The sequence below is a fragment of the Sphingomonas faeni genome, assembly GCF_024273235.1.
Classification (GTDB): domain Bacteria; phylum Pseudomonadota; class Alphaproteobacteria; order Sphingomonadales; family Sphingomonadaceae; genus Sphingomonas; species Sphingomonas faeni_A.
The window spans coordinates 42,158-59,011 of the sequence record NZ_JANBVH010000010.1; the positions used below are offsets into that span (position 1 = coordinate 42,158).

Annotated in this window: 15 protein-coding genes; 6 read left to right on the top strand and 9 right to left on the bottom strand. The window is 66.7% G+C overall.

Annotation, left to right across the window (positions count from 1 at the left end):
* Positions 1 to 75 precede the first annotated feature (75 nt).
* Positions 76 to 2,823: a [protein-PII] uridylyltransferase gene (locus NLI89_RS07255; protein ID WP_254686415.1), complete on the top strand. Its 2,748-nt coding sequence runs from the start codon at positions 76 to 78 to the stop codon at positions 2,821 to 2,823.
* 256 nt (positions 2,824 to 3,079) lie between these two features.
* Here NLI89_RS07255 and glmS read toward each other — a convergent pair whose 3' ends face one another.
* From glmS to glmU, 3 genes are read right to left on the bottom strand one after another with little or no spacing between them, the layout of a single operon-like run.
* A complete protein-coding gene (glmS, locus tag NLI89_RS07260; protein WP_254686416.1) occupies positions 3,080 to 4,903 on the bottom strand; it encodes a glutamine--fructose-6-phosphate transaminase (isomerizing) in 1,824 nt (607 codons plus the stop codon).
* A 17-nt stretch (positions 4,904 to 4,920) separates the two neighbouring features.
* Positions 4,921 to 5,355: a hypothetical protein gene (locus NLI89_RS07265; RefSeq protein WP_254686417.1), complete on the bottom strand. Its 435-nt coding sequence runs from the start codon at positions 5,353 to 5,355 to the stop codon at positions 4,921 to 4,923.
* Positions 5,352 to 6,770, bottom strand: coding sequence for a bifunctional UDP-N-acetylglucosamine diphosphorylase/glucosamine-1-phosphate N-acetyltransferase GlmU (glmU, locus tag NLI89_RS07270; protein ID WP_302675656.1), 1,419 nt, complete (start codon positions 6,768 to 6,770; stop codon positions 5,352 to 5,354). Before glmU ends, NLI89_RS07265 begins: the two co-directional genes overlap by 4 nt.
* 62 nt (positions 6,771 to 6,832) lie before the next feature.
* Here glmU and NLI89_RS07275 point away from each other — a divergent pair, with 62 nt between their 5' ends.
* Both NLI89_RS07275 and NLI89_RS07280 read left to right on the top strand, forming a co-directional pair.
* Positions 6,833 to 7,522: an HAD family hydrolase gene (locus NLI89_RS07275; protein ID WP_254686418.1), complete on the top strand. Its 690-nt coding sequence runs from the start codon at positions 6,833 to 6,835 to the stop codon at positions 7,520 to 7,522.
* Positions 7,519 to 7,878, top strand: coding sequence for a hypothetical protein (locus tag NLI89_RS07280; RefSeq protein ID WP_254686419.1), 360 nt, complete (start codon positions 7,519 to 7,521; stop codon positions 7,876 to 7,878). The genes NLI89_RS07275 and NLI89_RS07280 overlap by 4 nt, the downstream gene beginning before the upstream one ends.
* 181 nt (positions 7,879 to 8,059) lie before the next feature.
* Here the strand turns inward: NLI89_RS07280 and NLI89_RS07285 are convergent, their stop codons facing one another.
* The 5 genes from NLI89_RS07285 to NLI89_RS07305 all read right to left on the bottom strand — a co-directional run bounded on the left by NLI89_RS07285 (position 8,060) and on the right by NLI89_RS07305 (position 12,638).
* Positions 8,060 to 9,049 carry a nucleotidyltransferase domain-containing protein gene (locus tag NLI89_RS07285; protein WP_254686420.1) on the bottom strand — a complete coding sequence of 330 codons (990 nt, stop codon included), beginning with the start codon at positions 9,047 to 9,049 and terminating at the stop codon, positions 8,060 to 8,062.
* On the bottom strand, positions 9,034 to 9,894 hold the full coding sequence (locus NLI89_RS07290) for an HprK-related kinase A (RefSeq protein ID WP_254686421.1): 861 nt from the start codon (positions 9,892 to 9,894) through the stop codon (positions 9,034 to 9,036). Before NLI89_RS07290 ends, NLI89_RS07285 begins: the two co-directional genes overlap by 16 nt.
* On the bottom strand, positions 9,891 to 10,211 hold the full coding sequence (locus NLI89_RS07295; protein ID WP_254686422.1) for an HPr-rel-A system PqqD family peptide chaperone: 321 nt from the start codon (positions 10,209 to 10,211) through the stop codon (positions 9,891 to 9,893). Before NLI89_RS07295 ends, NLI89_RS07290 begins: the two co-directional genes overlap by 4 nt.
* A gap of 4 nt (positions 10,212 to 10,215) precedes the next feature.
* Entirely contained in the window at positions 10,216 to 10,704 is a 489-nt protein-coding gene (locus NLI89_RS07300; RefSeq protein ID WP_254686423.1) for a hypothetical protein, read from the bottom strand.
* Positions 10,705 to 10,829: 125 nt separating this feature from the next.
* Entirely contained in the window at positions 10,830 to 12,638 is a 1,809-nt protein-coding gene (locus NLI89_RS07305) for a DUF885 domain-containing protein (RefSeq protein WP_254686424.1), read from the bottom strand.
* 257 nt (positions 12,639 to 12,895) lie between these two features.
* Here NLI89_RS07305 and NLI89_RS07310 point away from each other — a divergent pair, with 257 nt between their 5' ends.
* The 3 genes from NLI89_RS07310 to NLI89_RS07320 all read left to right on the top strand — a co-directional run bounded on the left by NLI89_RS07310 (position 12,896) and on the right by NLI89_RS07320 (position 15,921).
* Positions 12,896 to 13,072 carry a hypothetical protein gene (locus NLI89_RS07310; protein WP_254686425.1) on the top strand — a complete coding sequence of 59 codons (177 nt, stop codon included), beginning with the start codon at positions 12,896 to 12,898 and terminating at the stop codon, positions 13,070 to 13,072.
* A 67-nt stretch (positions 13,073 to 13,139) separates the two neighbouring features.
* Complete coding sequence (locus tag NLI89_RS07315; RefSeq protein WP_254686426.1) at positions 13,140 to 14,384, top strand: putative DNA modification/repair radical SAM protein; 1,245 nt, start codon at positions 13,140 to 13,142, stop codon at positions 14,382 to 14,384.
* A 139-nt stretch (positions 14,385 to 14,523) separates the two neighbouring features.
* Positions 14,524 to 15,921 (top strand): UdgX family uracil-DNA binding protein, encoded by a 1,398-nt coding sequence (locus NLI89_RS07320; RefSeq protein WP_254686427.1) that lies wholly within the window; start codon positions 14,524 to 14,526, stop codon positions 15,919 to 15,921.
* Positions 15,922 to 16,049: 128 nt separating this feature from the next.
* On the opposite strand, the gene NLI89_RS07325 is transcribed toward NLI89_RS07320, so the two are convergent.
* Positions 16,050 to 16,847 carry an aldo/keto reductase gene (locus NLI89_RS07325; RefSeq protein ID WP_254686428.1) on the bottom strand — a complete coding sequence of 266 codons (798 nt, stop codon included), beginning with the start codon at positions 16,845 to 16,847 and terminating at the stop codon, positions 16,050 to 16,052.
* Positions 16,848 to 16,854 lie beyond the last annotated feature (7 nt).

Consider the following 16,854-nt stretch of genomic DNA (forward strand, 5'->3'; position numbering starts at 1 on the left):
CGCGTCCGGTTACGTTTCACAGAGGTTTTGCGCAATCCTGATGACGCATGCGCGTTGCGCCCCTATCTGGGCGTCATGTCCGGCCGCTTCGATCACCTCCCCAACCGTCGCACGATCATCGATCGCCGCGCCGTCGCCGAAACCATTGCCGCGTTGGAAGGCGTCGACCCGACCGTGCTCCGCCGCGACGCGACCGCGTTGCTGAAGGCCGCGCTCGATAAGGGCCGGATCGAAGTCGAACGTCGCCTCGTCGAACATCCGTCGCGCGGGTTGGAAGCATCGAGTGCGCAGGCCTATCTGATCGACGCACTGCTCCGCATCCTGTTCGATTTCACGACGCAGCGGCTCTACCCCCTGCCCAACCCGACGATCGGCGAGCGGCTGACGGTGATCGCGGTCGGCGGTTACGGCCGCGCGGAGATGGCGCCGCATTCGGACGTCGATATCGGCTTTCTCACGCCCGGCAAGCAGACCCCCTGGGCCGAGCGCGTGATCGAATCGATGCTGTACGCACTGTGGGATCTCGGGCTGAAGCTCGGCCAGTCCAGCCGCTCGCTCGACGAGATGGTCCGCCAGGCGAAGAGCGACGTCACCGTCCGCACAGCGCTGCTCGAGGCGCGCTACGTCTGCGGCGACACCGAACTGTACGAACAGGCGTCGCACCGCTTCAAGACCGAGGTCCAGGCCGACACCGCCCGCACCTTCATCGCCGACAAGCTCGCCGAACGCGACGCGCGCCACCGCAAGATGGGCGACACGCGCTATGTCGTCGAACCCAACATCAAGGAGGGCAAGGGCGGCCTGCGCGATCTTCACGCATTGTTTTGGATCGGCAAATACATCTACGACGTCCAGCGCGCCGCCGAACTGGTCGAGGTCGGGCTGTTCACCAAGGCCGAATACCGCCTGTTCCACCGCGCCGACAATTTCTTCCAGGCGGTGCGTTGCCATTTGCACAGCATCACCGGCCGCGCCGAAGATCGGCTGACGTTCGACCTGCAACGCGAGATCGCCGACCGGATGCGGTTCTCCGACCGACCGGGCAAGTCGAAGGTCGAGCGATTCATGCAGTTCTATTTCCTGCAGGCGAAGACCGTCGGCACGCTCAGCGGCGTGTTCCTAGCGCATCTCGACGAGAAATTCGCGGCGCGGGGACGGCGTTTCGGGCTGCCGACGATCCGCCGGTCGCCGCGCAAGCTCAATGGCTTCGTGCTCGATCGCGGTCGGCTGGCACTGCCGAGCGACGACTTCTTCCAGGCCGATCCCGAACGCCTGATCGAGATATTCCAACTGGCGGACAAGCACGGCGTCGAGATCCACCCCTTGGCCATGCGAGTCGCCGCCCGCGACGCCAAACTTGTCGATGAAGTTCGCAACAGCCCCACCGCCAACGCCCTCTTCCTCGATGTGCTAACTTCGCCACGCGATCCCGAACTCGTGCTGCGCTGGATGAATGAGGCGGGCGTGTTCGGCCGCTTCGTGCCCGATTTCGCGCGTGTCGTCGCGCAGATGCAGTTCGACATGTATCACCACTACACCGTCGACGAGCACACCATCCGCGCGATCGGCCTGCTCGCGCGGATAGAGAGTGGCGTGCTGAAGGAAGAGCATCCGCTCGCCAGCGCGATCTTCGAACAGATCGTGTCGCGGCGCGCTTTGTATGTCGCGGTGCTGCTCCACGACATCGCCAAGGGCCGTGGCGGCGATCATTCGATCCTTGGCGCGGAGGTGGCACAGCGGCTCTGCCCGCGCTTCGGGCTGACGCCTGCAGAAACCGAAACCGTCGCCTGGCTGGTCCGCTGGCACCTGTTGATGTCCGCCACCGCGTTCAAGCGCGACCTCAGCGACTTCAAGACGATCCTAGATTTCTGCGATGTGGTGCAGAGCCCGGAGCGTCTGCGGCTCCTGCTGACGCTGACGATCGTCGACATCCGCGCAGTCGGACCTGGCGTGTGGAATGGGTGGAAACGCCAGTTGCTCGGCGATCTGTACGAGTCGGCGGAGGAGGTCCTGCGCCTCGGCCACAAGCAGAAAGGCCGTGCCGAACGCATCGCCGCCAAGCAGGAGCATCTGCGCGATGCACTCGGCTGGGACGAAGAGACGTTCGCGACGCTCGTCCACCGGCTCCCCGAAGCCTATTGGATCGCCGAGCCCGAGGACGTGCTGGCGCACAATGCGCGCTTCCTTGCGAATACCGGCGACGCGCAGCTCGCGATCGACGCGCATGTCTATCCGGGGCGCGGCGCGACGCTTGTTACGATCTACGCGGCCGATCATCCGGGGCTGTTCTACCGCATCGCTGGTGCGATCCACGTCGCGGGCGGCAACATCATCGACGCGCGTATTCACACCACGCGCGACGGAATGGCGATCGACAATTTCCTCGTCCAGGACCCGTTCGGGCGTCCGTTCGACGAGTCCGGCCAGCTCTCGAGGCTCAAGACTGCGATCGAGGACGCGCTCGCCAACCGTGGCAAGCTGGCCGATCGACTGGTGGCAAAGCCCCTGCCCCGGACACGCGCGGAGGCCTTCGACATTGTTCCGAACGCGCTGGTCGACAACAAGGCGTCGAACCGGTTCACGGTGGTCGAGGTCAACGCGCGCGACCGGCCGGCGCTGCTGAACCAGCTCGCGAATGCGCTGTTCCAGTCGAAGGTCACGATCCATTCCGCACACGTCGCAACCTATGGCGAGCGAGCGGTGGATACGTTCTACATCACCGACCTGACGGGGGATCGGATCACCCAGCCTGCAAGGTTGAGGACGTTGGAGCGGCGGTTGCTGGCGGCGGCGGCGGGGGAAGAGATCGATCTGGCGGCCTGACCGACAATGAAGCGGACCGACTCTTCTGCCCGGTCCTCCCGCACGGAAGCCGGTTCTAGAGCAACGATACGCAGCACCTGAAATCCTGAGTTCCCACCTTCGCGGCAGAACAGGAAAGGCTTCCGCAAACACGGTACAGCCTCACCAGTAGCGTCACTTATTCCAAAGCCAGGGCCTTGTCGGAGCGGTGGTACCTGCGGAGGACCTCCGCCGGAGTGGTATATTGGGGTCTGCTCCGCCCCCGATATGCCGAGACCTATTCGACCGTCACGCTCTTCGCGAGATTGCGCGGCTGATCGACGTCCGTGCCTTTCAGCACCGCCACATGATACGCCAGCAACTGCACCGGCACCGCATACACCAAAGGCGCGATCAGCGGGTGGACCTTCGGCATCGTGATCGTCGCCATGCAGCCCTCGCCGGCCGCCTGGATACCGTCATAGTCCGAGATCAGCACGACCTTGCCGCCGCGCGCCATGACTTCCTGCATGTTGCTGACGGTCTTGTCGAACAGCGGGCCCGACGGCGCGATGACGATGACGGGCACATGCTCGTCGATCAGCGCGATCGGGCCGTGCTTCATCTCGCCGGCGGCATAGCCCTCGGCGTGGATGTAGCTGATTTCCTTGAGCTTCAGCGCACCCTCGAGCGCCAGCGGGTAATCCGTCCCGCGGCCGAGATACAGCACGTCGCGCGCGCCGGCGATGTTGTGCGCCATCGCCTCGATCGCCTCGTCATACGCGAGCGCGCCGTTGAGCGCAGCGGGAGCCTCCGACAGATGCCGGACGATCTCGCGCTCCTGGTCCTTCGTCAGCAGCCCCTTCGCACGTGCCAGATTGGCGGCGAGCGCAGCCAGCACCGCGAGCTGGCAGGTGAACGCCTTGGTCGAAGCGACGCCGATCTCCGGCCCGGCATGCGTCGGCAGCAGCAGATCCGCCTCGCGCGCCATCGAGCTGGTCGGCACGTTGACGACGACCGCGATCTTCTGACCCTCCGCCTTGGCATGGCGCAGCGCCGCCAGCGTGTCCGCCGTCTCGCCCGACTGCGAGATGAAGAGGGCGAGGCCGCCGTCTTCCATCACCGGCGCGCGGTAGCGGAACTCGGAGGCGACATCGAGATCGACGGGCACGCGCGCGAACTGCTCGAACCAGTATTTCGCGACCATGCCCGCGTAGAAGCTCGTCCCGCAGGCGACGATCGTGACGCGGCGGATAGCTGACAGGTCGAACTCGGGGATCGGTAGCGAGACCTCACCCTCCATCCGCTTCAGGTACGAGCGCAGCGTCTGCGCGACGACGATCGGCTGCTCGTAGATCTCCTTGAGCATGTAATGCTTGTGGTTGCCCTTCGAGATCAGGTCGCCGGTCACGCCCGAGATCGTGATCGCACGCTCGACGGGGGCGTTGTCGCGGTCGTAGACCTGCGCGCCGTCGCGGGTCAGCACGACCCAGTCGCCCTCGTCGAGATAGGCGATCCGCTGCGTCAACGGCGCGAGCGCAAGCGCGTCCGAGCCGAGGTACATCTCGCCCTCCCCGTGCCCGACGACCAAGGGCGAGCCGAGGCGCGCGCCGATCAGCAGGTCGGGATGCTGGCGGAACAGGATCGCGAGCGCGAACGCGCCGTGCAACCGCGGCAGCACGTCGCGGACGGCGGAGACCGGATCCATCCCCGCCTCGATCTTCTCGCTGACGAGATGCGCGACGACTTCGGTGTCGGTCTCGCTGGTGAACGTGCGGCCACGCGCGATCAGCTCGTCGCGCAGCGGCTTGAAGTTCTCGATGATCCCGTTGTGGACCACCGCGACTTCGCCGGTCGCGTGCGGATGCGCATTGTTGGTGGTCGGGCCGCCATGCGTCGCCCAGCGGGTATGGGCGATCCCGGTCTTGCCGGGCAGCGGATGCGCGGCCAGTTCGTTGGCGAGGTTGACGAGTTTCCCCGACGCCCGCCGCCGCTCGATCGCGCCGTCGTGATCGGTGGCGATCCCCGCCGAATCATACCCGCGATATTCGAGCCGCTTCAGGCCGTCGAGCAGGCGGTCGGCAACGTCTTCGCCGCTCAGAATTCCAACGATGCCACACATAACTGCTGTCCGTTCGTTCAGTCGACCGAGAGGAGCTGGTCGCCCCGCTCGATGACGACATGGGTCTGGTAGTAATATTTGTCGGTAGGGCGGCCGTCCGCCGTGAAGTTGACCCGCACCCGGCGCGCCTCGCCATCGACGCGAATGGTACGTCCCTGCAACGCGGTCTCGACGGGCCCGCCGAGCCGATTTTCGAGCTGTGCCTGCGCGATCGGCCGAACCTCGAACGAGAGGTTGCGCGGGTCGCGATAGTCACTTTCCGAGTTGAGATAGAGGTTCGGTCCCTGCCGGCCCGATGCGCGCACCGTCATAACGAAAATGCCGGGATAGGCGCCGGGGGCGAGACCGGCGGCACGCTCGATCGCGACCATCGGCGCGACCGCATCGCGCGACACCTGCGACGTTGCGCATCCCGCCAGTACCAACGCTCCGACGACGATCAGAGATTTCATGCTCGTTTCCTTGCCAGCATTTTCTCACGGAAGCGCTTGGCCCAGCCGGGCTTGGCGATCTGCGGCGGGCGGACCAGCGCAAGCGCATCGGCCTCGACATCCTGCGTCACGACCGACCCGGCGGCGACGATCGCGCCGGCGCCGATCGTGACGGGGGCGACCAGCGCCGAGTTGGAGCCGATGAACGCGCCCTCGCCGACGACCGTGCGGTATTTGAAATAGCCGTCGTAATTGCAGGTGATCGTGCCCGCGCCGATGTTCGCGCCCGCACCGATATCCGCGTCGCCGATATAGGTCAGGTGGCTGACCTTCGCGCCCTCGCCGATCACGGCTTTCTTGACCTCGACGAAATTGCCGACCTTGGCGTCCGCGCGCAGGTCCGCGCCGGGGCGGAGGCGCGCGAAAGGCCCGACATTGGCGCCCTTCCCCACGCTGGCGCCCTCGACATGGCTGAACGCGTGGATCGTCGCGCCGTCCTCGACGCGCGCGCCGGGGCCGAACACGACGTTGGGTTCGATCACCACGTCGCGACCCAGCACCGTGTCATGCGCGAACCAGACCGTATCGGGGGCGATCAGCGTGGCGCCGTCGGCCATCGCCTGCGCCCGCCGCATCGCCTGCCAGGCTCCTTCGACACCCGCGAGTTCGCCGCGGCTGTTGACGCCGGCCACCTCGTCGGCGCCGGTCTCGATCACCGCGGCCGACCGCCCCGCCGCGCCTGCCAGCCCGACGATATCGGTGAGGTAATATTCCCCCGCCGCATTGTCGTTGCCGAGCCGGTCGAGCAGCGCGAACAGGTCGGCCGCGCGCACCGCCATCAGCCCGGAGTTGCACAACGTCACCGCGCGCTCGGCGTCCGACGCGTCCTTATACTCGACGATCCGGTCCATCCGGCCCGCAGCGTCGGCGATGACGCGGCCATAGGCGCCGGGATCTGCCGGGCGGAAGCCGAGCACGACGACGGCGGGCGTATCGTCGCCGTGCAGCCGGTCGATCATCCGCTGCATCGTCGCGGCGGTGACCAGCGGCACGTCGCCGTAGAGGATCAGCACGTCGCCCTCGAACCCGGCGCCCTCGAACCCCGCCAGCGCCGCGCGCGCCTGCGCGACCGCATGGCCGGTGCCGAGCTGCTCCGCCTGCAACGCGGTGGCGATACCGAGCGGCGCGACCGCAGCCTCGACCTGTTCGCGCCCCGCCCCGGTCACGACGACCGTTTTCGCCGGATTCAACGCCGCCGCGCTCGCCACGAGATGCAGCAGCATCGGCCGTCCGGCGATCGGGTGAAGCACCTTGTGGAGGTCCGATTTCATCCGCGTGCCCTTGCCGGCAGCGAGGATCACGACCGCGATTTGGTGTACGGGCGGGTGTGCTGGGACATGCGCCGGAAACGGTTGGTCGTTGGAATGCGTCGTCATGGGAGGATCGCTGCCACGAAAGCCTTGCCAATTCCATAGCGCCGCTGGCAGGCGTCACGGCAATGACGCATTTTTCATTCGATATCGTCGGGTTCGACCTCGACGGCACGCTGCTCGATACGAGTGGCGATCTGGCCGCCGCGGTCAATCATGCGCTGGCCTCCGCCGGTCGCCCGCAACTGAGCGTCGAAGAGGTCAAGCCGATGATCGGCGGTGGCGCACGGCATATGCTGAAGCAGGGACTGACCGCGACCGGCGGCTATGACGAGGCGATGCTCGACACGTTGCAGGCGAAACTGCTGGAATATTACGAGGCGAATATCTGCGTGCTGACCAAGCCGTATCCCGGGGTCATCGATACGCTGGATGCGCTGGCGGCGAAGGGCGTGACGCTCGGGATCGTCACCAACAAGATCGAGCGGTTCGCGCGGATCGTGCTCGGCGAGCTTGGACTGACCGATCGGTTCGCCTGCATTCTCGGCGGCGATACGCTGGCCGAGTCTAAGCCCTCGCCGATGCCCATCCACGAGATGGTCCGGATATGCCGGAAGGGCAGCGGCGTCGCTGGCCCGGCCCGGGCGGCGTTCGTCGGCGACTCGATCTTCGACATCCAGGCGGCGCAGGCGGCGGGGTTGCCAGCCATCGCGTGCAGCTTCGGGTTTTTGATGCAACCGGTCGCCGAGCTTGGCGCCGATGCCGTGATCGACGGGTACGACGAATTGCTGCCGACGCTGGAAAGGCTCGGCGCATGAACCGGACCGTTCTCACCCGCGTCGCGCTGATTCTGGCGGTGGTGTTCGCGGTGACCATGGCGTTGTTGCCGAAGCCGCCGCATATGCCGATCGACCAGTTCGGCGACAAGTTCGGGCACATGCTCGCCTTTGCGACGATGGCGCTGCTGGCGGCGCTGTCGTTTCCGACCGCGCGGCTGTTCCGGATCGGCGAGCGACTGTCGTTCCTCGGCGCGATGATCGAGGTGTTGCAGTCGATCCCATCGCTGCACCGCGATTGCGACATTCACGACTGGATCGCGGATACGCTGGCGATCACGGTGGTGTTGGTGCTGGTGTCGTTTGCGCGACGAGGGCGAGGCGCGCGGTTGCCTTAAGGCCTGCGGGCTGGTGCGCAGCGTCCTCCTTCCGGTCTCCGCCGCTTCCCAATTCCCGTCACCCCAGCGAAAGCTGGGGTATCATCGTGCAGGCCACCGTCGCTCGCCAAAGGGGGAGACCCCAGCTTTCGCTGGGGTGACGGCGGGAGGATACGGAGTGCCGGGTATAGAGCAGTCCGGCTCAGCCCTTCCTGAACTTGGTCCAAAGATGCCGGGCAAGCATCGTCGGCGGCATGCGCAGCCAGTGCGAGCGGATGTAGAAGGCAAGCCGCGTGGCCGGCCGTGTCGGCCTGCCCCAACCGTCGCGCGCGGTCAGGCGGCGAGCGTAGAAGCAATCGACGCCGCGCGCGACGTCGTCGCCGAATAGTGTCGCGACAAGCCGTAGCGACCGCGCGATTTCGCGGTTCAGGCCATGGCGGCGCGCCTCCTCCAAAAGACCGTCGGTGCCGAACTCGTCGAGCAGACAGCGGATATCCCACAAGTTGCGCAACCCGCCCGCAAGATCGCCATCGGCGAACAGGTGCGCCGCCGCGTGGATCAGCATCCCGTTCGGCGACAGCGTGCGCAGGCCGTTCTCCAGCAGCACACTTCCGGCGATCAGCGCATCCGCATCCGGCGTAATCCGTGCGGTGAGCGGCAGGATCGTGTGGTGGACATCGATCATCCGGTCGCGCTCGCGGTGGATCAGCGGGGGCAGCTCGTGCATCCAGCGCCGATAATAGGCGTCGTCATACGGGTCGGGCTTTACCCATTCCCAGCCGGCCGCGAGCAGCGCCGACTCGACCGCGTCCAGCGACGCGCGCGGCACGAGTATGTCGAGATCGCCGATCGAGCGGCCCTGCCCCGCCGCAAGCCCTGCCGCGACGAACGCGGTGCCCTTCAGCACTATGACCGGGCAGTCGACCGCAGCCAGGGCCCGGCGTGCCATCTCGGCCTCCCACAGTGCGGAACGTCGCCCGTGTTCGGCGGCGGCGCGCGCATCGGCGAGGATCGCCTTCACCGCGGCCGGCATCGCCAAGCCATCGAGCCGGATCGCCAGCGTGCCGATCAGCTGCTCCGCCCGCGCCATCGCCAGCAGCGTGGTCCAGCCGTCCGGATCGAGCCCGACGACGCTGGCCGGATCGGCGAGCGCACGCGCCAGCACGCGGGCGTCGGTCACAGCTTCGCCCATAGCGCCTCGACCTGTTCGATCGCGCTCGCGCCATCGGGATAGTCCACCGCCACCGAAGACACATCCCCGATCAACCCGGTCAGCGCGCGAAACCCCGCTTCGCCGAGCGCGACGTAGTTGGTCGATGCCTGGGTCATCCGCACGAAGGCCTCGCCCGGCTGCACCGAACGGATCTCCGGCGCGAAACCATGGCGCGGAAATACCAGCAACGCGGGGCGCGCCGGCACGTCCATCGCCGCGATCGCCCGCGCGTCGGGGACCATGTGGCGGATATCGCCCTTCGGCGTCGCCGGCATCAGCGGCCCCATCCGCGCATCCGGACACGCCGCTTCGGCCGCGGCGATCGCTTCGTTCTTCAGGCTGATCAGCCGCGGGAACGCGTGGATCAGCCCGGTGGCCGGATCGAGCAGCGCGAACTCGTCCCCCATGAACCGCCAGCCTTTCGCGGCCAGCAATGTCGCGAGCGTCGACTTCCCCGCCCCCGAAATGCCGGTCATCAACAGTGCACGCCCGTCGCGCTCGACCGCCGATGCATGCAGCAACAGATACCGTCGCGCGCCGAGCGCCATCTGCAGGTTCATCGCCATCTCGGCGGCGAGCAACCCTTGGCGCAGCGGCAGCGGTGCGGCGTCGGGCAGCATGTAATCGCCGCCGATCTCGACCGAGGGGCGGAGGAAACGCCGCCAGGGCCGACGCGCGAACAGCCGGACCGTGAAATCCGGCACGCCGTCCAGCGGCTTGGGATAGTCGCGGTACAGCGTCTCGAGGTGCGCGATCGGCGCGCGCCAGTCCGAGCCGATCCGGAAGCCGACCGGGCCGATGCGGACGGCGAAGGCGTGTCTCATGCCCGCTCGACCAGTCCGGATTCCACCAGTTCCGCAAGCCGCGCCGCCAAAGCCTCGCGCGTCCCGTCCGTGAGATCGCCGTCCGGGAGATCGCCGTCCGTGAGATCGCCGTCCGTGAGTTCATAGTCGCGCGCGAGCCGATCGAGCAGCGCGCCGAGCGACAGCGCGCCCTCCCCCAGGATCGCCAGGATCTGCGGCGCCGGCTCGGTCAGCAGGTGCGTGATTCCCGATGCGCGGTGATAGACCGCGGTAAACTCGTCGAGCGGAGCGATTAGCAGCCCCCCCTCGGGCGGAGCGCGATAGGGGCCGTCGTGCACGGCCTCAGCCGCGCGGCATCTGCAACGATGCGAAACAGGTGAAGCCGCCCTGTCCGCGCTGCAACCGGCGGATGTATTTGACATAGGCGCGGCTGCGCTCGGAATCGACGCCGGGCAACGTGCTGCCATTGGCCATCGCGCGCTTGACCTCTTCGCCCTTGAACGGGCGGGTCGACGGCGGGAACGCGCCCTTGGTGCGCGCCGGCACGACCCTGCCGTCGGCATCGATATAGCTACCCGCACGACCGGGATCGGGTACCGGGATCTGGCAATTCAGCACCGAACCGACGGTCTGGGCGAGCGCGGGCCGGATCGACACGACCGCACCGGCCGTCACCGCGCCCAGCGCCAGCACGCGACGTCGGGTCGACACGGCCTCGGCTCCGGTCCCCGCCCCATCCGCGGACGGAGCGGCAGAGCCGTGATCGGCCGGATCGTGATCGGCCGGATCGTGATGGGCCAGATCGTGATGGGATCGAGTATCGTCGCTCATGGTGCCCCTGCTACACCCCAGCCCTTTCACAATCCTGAAGCGCTGACAATATCGCGCGGCAGACCGTGCCGAAGCAGGACGGCACGCGATTCTATCCACCGGGCGACGCCACCCCTACATCGCCTTTACGTTGTCGATTTTTCGCGCCGAACGACGCGTTCCAGGATGGCGAGCGGCATCGCCCCCTTGAGCAGCACCGCATGGAACTGCTTCAGGTCGAAACCGGGGCGCTTCTGGGCCTCGGCACGGAGGCGGTTCCAGACGGTGTGGCCGATCTTGTAGCTGCACGCCTGCCCCGGCCAGACGGTGTAGCGATCGATCTCGCCCTGGCTGCGACCGCGCGCGATCCCCGTCGTGGCGATCAGATAGTCGGTCGCCTGCTCGCGGGTCCAGCGCTTCGCATGCATGCCGCTGTCGACCACCAGACGCGTCGCGCGGAACAGCAGCGACTGGAGATAGCCGACCTGTCCCAGCGGATCGCCTTCGTACATGCCCATCTCGTCGGCGAGTTGCTCGGCATAGAGCGCCCACCCTTCCGAATACCCGCTGAAGAACCCGCGACGGCGGATCAGCGGAATCTCGGTGCTTTCCAGCGCGAGGCCGACCTGGAGATGATGACCGGGCACCGCCTCGTGATGCGTAAGGGTCGCCAGCCCGAATTTCGGACGGTCGAACGTGTCGCGCAGGTTGATGTAGTAGATCGCCGGACGCGAGCCATCGAGCGAGGCGTTCTGGTAATAGCCACCGGGCGCACCGGCCTGGATCGTCGGCGGTACGCGACGCACTTCGACCGGAGCCTTGGGCAGGGTCGCGAACGCTTCGGGCAGTCGCTTTTGCATCGCGACGATCTGGCGATTGAGCTGCGCCAGCAACGCGTCCCGGCCGGCGTCGGTGTTCGGATAGAGCTGATCGGGACGCTGGTTGAGCGCCACCAGCCGCTCGCCGACACTGCCCTTGGTCATCCCTTGCGCCTTCAGGATCGTGTCGATCCGCGCGCCGATCTCGGCAACCTGGGCGAGGCCGAGACGGTGGATCTCGTCGCCGCTCATCGCCACCGTCGTCGCAGCCTCGGCGGCCGCGGCATAATAGGCCGCGCCGTCGGGAAGCCGCCAGCAGCCGGCGTCGTGGACCGCCTTCGTCCGCAAGTCCGCCACGAGCGCGCGTTGCCGTTCCAGCGCTGGGAAAACGTCGCGCTGGACGATCGCCGTCGCCTTGGCCACGCGGTCCGCCGGGAGATTGGCCGCCTTCAGCTTGGCGGCGAAGCTTGCGACCATCACGGTCTGGTCCGCTGGCCGCTCCATCGCGCTGCCGAGCTGTTTGAGGGTCGTGTCGAGGATATAGTCCGGGGCGAAGACGCCGCGGGCGGCATCGCTGCGTTGCCGGGCGCTGCTGTCGTCGATCGCCTTCGGAAAGGCCGCGAGCCGTTCGAGATACGCATCCGCCTCGGCCGCATCGCGCACGCGCGTCTGCGATTCGAGGAAGTCGGGTACGTCGCGATAGGGGCCGGTCAACTGGCTGAGGACATAGGGCGCGAACCGGCCGAGGCTGTCGCCATAGGTGAACCGCTCGGCACCGGCGATGGCGCGCGTCAGCTGATAGGCCACGACTTCATAGTCGAGCGCGGCGGCCGGCGAGAGGCCGCTGGTGCCGAATGCCCGCAAGTCCGCCAGCTCCGCCTTGGCCCGCGCAAGATCGTCGGCCTTTCCAGTGGCGGACTCGTCGTCGAGCTTGCCCTTCAGCGCAACGCGGGCACCGGTGTCGAGACCGAGCCGGGTCGCCTGTTCGGGCGACGCATCGAGCCGCGCGTAGAAGAACCGATCGAGCATCGTCCTGAGCGCCGTATCGCGATTCCCCCCTGCCGCGATGGCTTGGGCCGGCAGCACTCCGACGGCCGATGCCGCCGCTGCGCTCGCAAGAAAATTACGACGATGCATGCTTACTCCCCCGGTCAAGTTTTGCCGAGCCTATCGTCTCGCGCCGCGCATGGCGATCCATTCCGCCCGGCGGGGCGCCCGATGTCTTGCCGATATCGTGATTGCCGGCCGCTCGGACCGATTTTATTCGCCGGGGTGGTAGTAGTATCGCACTATGATCGTTACGTTTCGCAGCATGTGCTGCCGCTTGCCACCGGTATCGCGGATACCGCGTTCGGTTGGAGGCATGCGGTGCCGATGATCGCCTGGAGACCGAGATGTTCCTCGACGAGACCCATAACTGGCCCCGCAGGGAAGAGCTGCCACCACGCCGGCCCGTCTTCAAACATGAAAAGGCGCTGAGCCGGATCCTGCTGTTCTACGCGCTGGTGCTGCTGCTCCTGCCCGTCAGCCTTGGGGGATTCGTCGATCTGTTCCGGTATGTCTTCGACTGAAGCCTATCGCGGGAATCGTTGATGTCGATCAATCGACACTGGCGGTAGCGGAACGTAAGACGAACGAATGGCCCAGCTCGATACCCGTGAAAAGCTCGAGATTCTCGCCGATGCGGCCAAATACGATGCGTCGTGTGCGTCGTCGGGTACGACCAAGCGCAACTCGAAGGACGGCAAGGGGCTCGGCTCGACCGAGGGGATGGGGATCTGCCACGCCTATGCGCCGGACGGTCGCTGCATCTCGTTGCTGAAGATCCTGCTGACGAACAGCTGCATCTTCGACTGCCATTACTGCATCAACCGCAAGAGCTCGAACGTTCGCCGCGCGCGCTTCACGGCGAAGGAGGTCGTCGACCTCACCATCGCCTTCTACAAGCGCAATTATATCGAGGGCCTGTTCCTGTCGTCGGGGATCATCGCGTCGTCGAACTACACGATGGAGCAGATGGTCGAGGTCGCGCGGTCGCTGCGCGAGGATCATCATTTCCGGGGGTATATCCACCTCAAGACGATTCCCGATGCGGACCCCGAACTGGTCCATCAGGCCGGACTGTATGCGGATCGCGTGTCGATCAATGTCGAGCTGCCGACGGCCAACGGGCTGAAGCGGCTTGCGCCCGAGAAGGACGGGGTCCGGATCGAAACCGCGATGGCGGAGGTGAAGGCGTCGATCATCGATGGCAAGGACGCCAAGGCCAAGTACAAGTCGGCGCCCAAGTTCGCCCCCGCCGGCCAGTCGACGCAGATGATCGTCGGCGCGGACGCGGCGACGGACTGCGATATCGTCCGGAAGGCGTCGACTCTGTACGATCGGTTCGGCCTGCGGCGCGTCTACTATTCGGCGTTCAGCCCGATCCCGGATGCGAGCGCGGTGCTGCCGGTGCAACGCCCACCGCTGATGCGCGAGCACCGGTTGTACCAGTCGGACTGGCTGATGCGCTTCTACGAGTTCCAACCGCATGAGGTGGTGGCGGCTGCCGACGACGCCACGGGCATGCTGCCGCTCGATATCGATCCTAAGCTGGCCTGGGCGTTGAAGTTTCGCGGGAGCTTTCCGGTGGATGTGAACCGGGCGCCGCGCGAGATGCTGTTGCGGGTGCCGGGGCTTGGGGTGAAGGCGGTCAATGGCATTTTGACGAGCCGGCGTTGGCGGCGGTTGCATCTGGCGGACGTGGCGCGGTTGACGGTGTCGGTTGCCAAGTTGCGGCCGTTCATCATTGCCGAGGACTGGCGACCGGTGGTGCTGGCGGATCGTGCGGAATTGCGGCCGATCGTCGCGCCGAAACCAAAGCAGATGGAAATGTTCGCGTGACGGCCTATTCCTCCCCGGTACGGGGAGGGGGACCAGCGCAGCTGGTGGAGGGGGGCTTCCACGAGCGTATCGTTGGTGGTGAGCCCCCTTCACCCCGCCGCTACGCGTCGCGGTCCCCCTCCCCGTGCCGGGGAGGATTATGCGCGTTGTAACGCTTTCCGAACCCGACGATTTCGACGGCTGGCGTGACGCGGCGCGTGGACTGATCGCCGAAGACGTGCCGCCCGACGAAATGGTCTGGCAGGTCGGCGACGAACCGGTGGACCTGTTCGCGACCGTTGCCGAGCCCGCGCCCGTCCCAACACCCGGCGCATTCTCCGTCCCCCGCGCGTTCCTCGATCTCGCCCGCAGCGCGATCCTCGGCAGCGATCCCGAGCGGTTCGCGCTGCTCTACACCTTGCTCTTCCGCCTCCGCCGCGAACCGAAACTGATCGAGGACCGCGCCGACCCGCTCGTCCGCCGGCTCGACCGGATCGCCAAGGACGTCCGCCGCGATATCCACAAGATGCGCGCGTTCCTCCGCTTTCGCGAGGTCGAAGATGGGGGTGGGGAAGAGGGCGGCACGCGGTTCGTCGCGTGGTTCGAGCCCGACCATCACATCGTCCGCGCCAACGCCGCGTTCTTCGTCAACCGGTTTGCCAGTATGCGCTGGTCGATCCTGACGCCCGAGGTCTCGATTCACTGGGACGGCAAGGCGCTGAGCGAAGGCCCCGGCGCCAGCAAGGCCGACGCCCCCGACGGCGATCCGACCGAGGAGGTCTGGAAGACCTATTACGCCAGCATCTTCAATCCGGCGCGCGTGAAAATCGGCGCGATGCTGAAGGAGATGCCGAAGAAATACTGGAAGAACATGCCCGAAACCGCGCTGGTGCCGGGCCTGCTGGCGGCGGCGCAGGCGAGGGAGAGCGGGATGATTGCCAAGGCGCGCGACACGGTCGGCGGCAACAGCCTGATCGCATGGGAGGCTTTGCGCGACGAGGCGGCTGGGTGCACGCGGTGCCCGCTCTACAAGCCGGCGACGCAGACCGTGTTCGGCGAGGGCCCGGTCGATGCGCCGCTGATGTTCGTCGGCGAGCAGCCCGGCGACCAGGAGGATCTTGCCGGGCGACCGTTCGTCGGGCCCGCGGGCCAGATGTTCGACAAGGCGATGGCCGAAGCCGGCGTCGACCGCTCTCGCGCCTACGTCACCAATGCGGTGAAGCACTTCAAGTTCGAGCAGCGCGGCAAGCGGCGTATCCATGCCAAGCCGGGCGCGGGCGAGATCGACGCATGCCGGTGGTGGATCGAGCAGGAGCAGATGCTGATCAAGCCGAAGGTGACGGTGGCCCTGGGCGCGACGGCAGCGCGGTCGTTGTTCGGGAAAGTGATGACGATCGGTCGTGAGCGCGGGCGGGCGTTGCAGCTGCCGGATGGCGGCGAAGCCTGGATCACGGTGCATCCGAGCTATCTGCTCCGCCTGCCCGATCCGGCTCAGGCGGCGGAGGAATATGCGCGGTTCGTGGAGGATCTGCGCGTCGTGGGTGGACGTATCGGTTGATCCTCCCCGGTACGGGGAGGGGGACCAGCGCAGCTGGTGGAGGGGGCTCACCGCGGGCGTACCGTTCGTGGAGCCCCCCTCCACCCCACCGCTATGCGTCGCGGTCCCCCTCCCCATGCCGGGGAGGATTACATCGCGTTCGGTTCGGGGCCGAGGCGACCCGCCGGATCGTCGAGCGCTTCGATCGCGGCCATGTCTTCGTCGTCCAGCGTCAGGTCCAGCGCCGCGAAATTGTCGGCGAGATGCTCGGCGTCGGAGGCCTTCGGGATCACCGAGAAGCCGTTCGCCAGATGCCATGCGAGGATCACCTGCGCGGCGCTGCGCCCATGCTTGTCCGCGATCCGGACGATAGCCTCATCCTGCAACAGCGTCTTGCCCTGCCCCAGCGGGCTCCAGCTCTGCGTCACGATCCCGTGCGCCTCGTGATACTTCCGCTGCTCGCGCTGCTGGAAGTTCGGGTGAAGCTCTATCTGGTTGACCGCAGGCGTCACGCCGGTCGCAGCGACGATCGCGTCGATATGCTCCGGCAGGAAGTTCGACACGCCGATCGACTTCGCCTTTCCGGCATCGCGCAGCGCGATCATCGCCTTCCACGCTTCGACATACTTGTCCTGCTTCGGCACCGGCCAGTGCATCAGATACAGGTCGACGGACTCGACGCCGAGCAGCGCAAGACTCTCGTCCATCGCCGCGTCGGCATCGCCCTGCCGGTCGTTCCAGAGCTTGGTCGTCAGGAACGCGTCCGAGCCCTTGTAGCCATCGCCGACGCCGCGTTCGTTCTCGTAGATCGCGGCGGTGTCGACCAGGCGGAAGCCGATATCGAGCCCGGAGTGGACGATCGTCGCGGCCTGGCTGTCGGGAATCTGCCACGTGCCCATGCCGAGCTGGGGCATGGCGCGGCCGTCGTTGAGTGTGAGATCTGTCATGCCGCAC

What these genes read in the sequence shown, in the direction of transcription:
- NLI89_RS07315 (WP_254686426.1), top strand. Translation starts at nt 13,140, where the DNA reads ATGGCCCAGCTCGATACCCGTGAAAAGCTCGAGATTCTCGCCGATGCG.
- NLI89_RS07265 (WP_254686417.1), bottom strand. Translation starts at nt 5,355, where the DNA reads ATGAAATCTCTGATCGTCGTCGGAGCGTTGGTACTGGCGGGATGCGCA.
- NLI89_RS07285 (WP_254686420.1), bottom strand. Translation starts at nt 9,049, where the DNA reads ATGGGCGAAGCTGTGACCGACGCCCGCGTGCTGGCGCGTGCGCTCGCC.
- NLI89_RS07300 (WP_254686423.1), bottom strand. Translation starts at nt 10,704, where the DNA reads ATGAGCGACGATACTCGATCCCATCACGATCTGGCCCATCACGATCCG.
- NLI89_RS07305 (WP_254686424.1), bottom strand. Translation starts at nt 12,638, where the DNA reads ATGCATCGTCGTAATTTTCTTGCGAGCGCAGCGGCGGCATCGGCCGTC.
- glmU (WP_302675656.1), bottom strand. Translation starts at nt 6,770, where the DNA reads ATGACGACGCATTCCAACGACCAACCGTTTCCGGCGCATGTCCCAGCA.
- NLI89_RS07255 (WP_254686415.1), top strand. Translation starts at nt 76, where the DNA reads ATGTCCGGCCGCTTCGATCACCTCCCCAACCGTCGCACGATCATCGAT.
- NLI89_RS07290 (WP_254686421.1), bottom strand. Translation starts at nt 9,894, where the DNA reads ATGAGACACGCCTTCGCCGTCCGCATCGGCCCGGTCGGCTTCCGGATC.
- NLI89_RS07275 (WP_254686418.1), top strand. Translation starts at nt 6,833, where the DNA reads ATGACGCATTTTTCATTCGATATCGTCGGGTTCGACCTCGACGGCACG.
- NLI89_RS07320 (WP_254686427.1), top strand. Translation starts at nt 14,524, where the DNA reads ATGCGCGTTGTAACGCTTTCCGAACCCGACGATTTCGACGGCTGGCGT.
- NLI89_RS07310 (WP_254686425.1), top strand. Translation starts at nt 12,896, where the DNA reads ATGTTCCTCGACGAGACCCATAACTGGCCCCGCAGGGAAGAGCTGCCA.
- glmS (WP_254686416.1), bottom strand. Translation starts at nt 4,903, where the DNA reads ATGTGTGGCATCGTTGGAATTCTGAGCGGCGAAGACGTTGCCGACCGC.
- NLI89_RS07325 (WP_254686428.1), bottom strand. Translation starts at nt 16,847, where the DNA reads ATGACAGATCTCACACTCAACGACGGCCGCGCCATGCCCCAGCTCGGC.
- NLI89_RS07280 (WP_254686419.1), top strand. Translation starts at nt 7,519, where the DNA reads ATGAACCGGACCGTTCTCACCCGCGTCGCGCTGATTCTGGCGGTGGTG.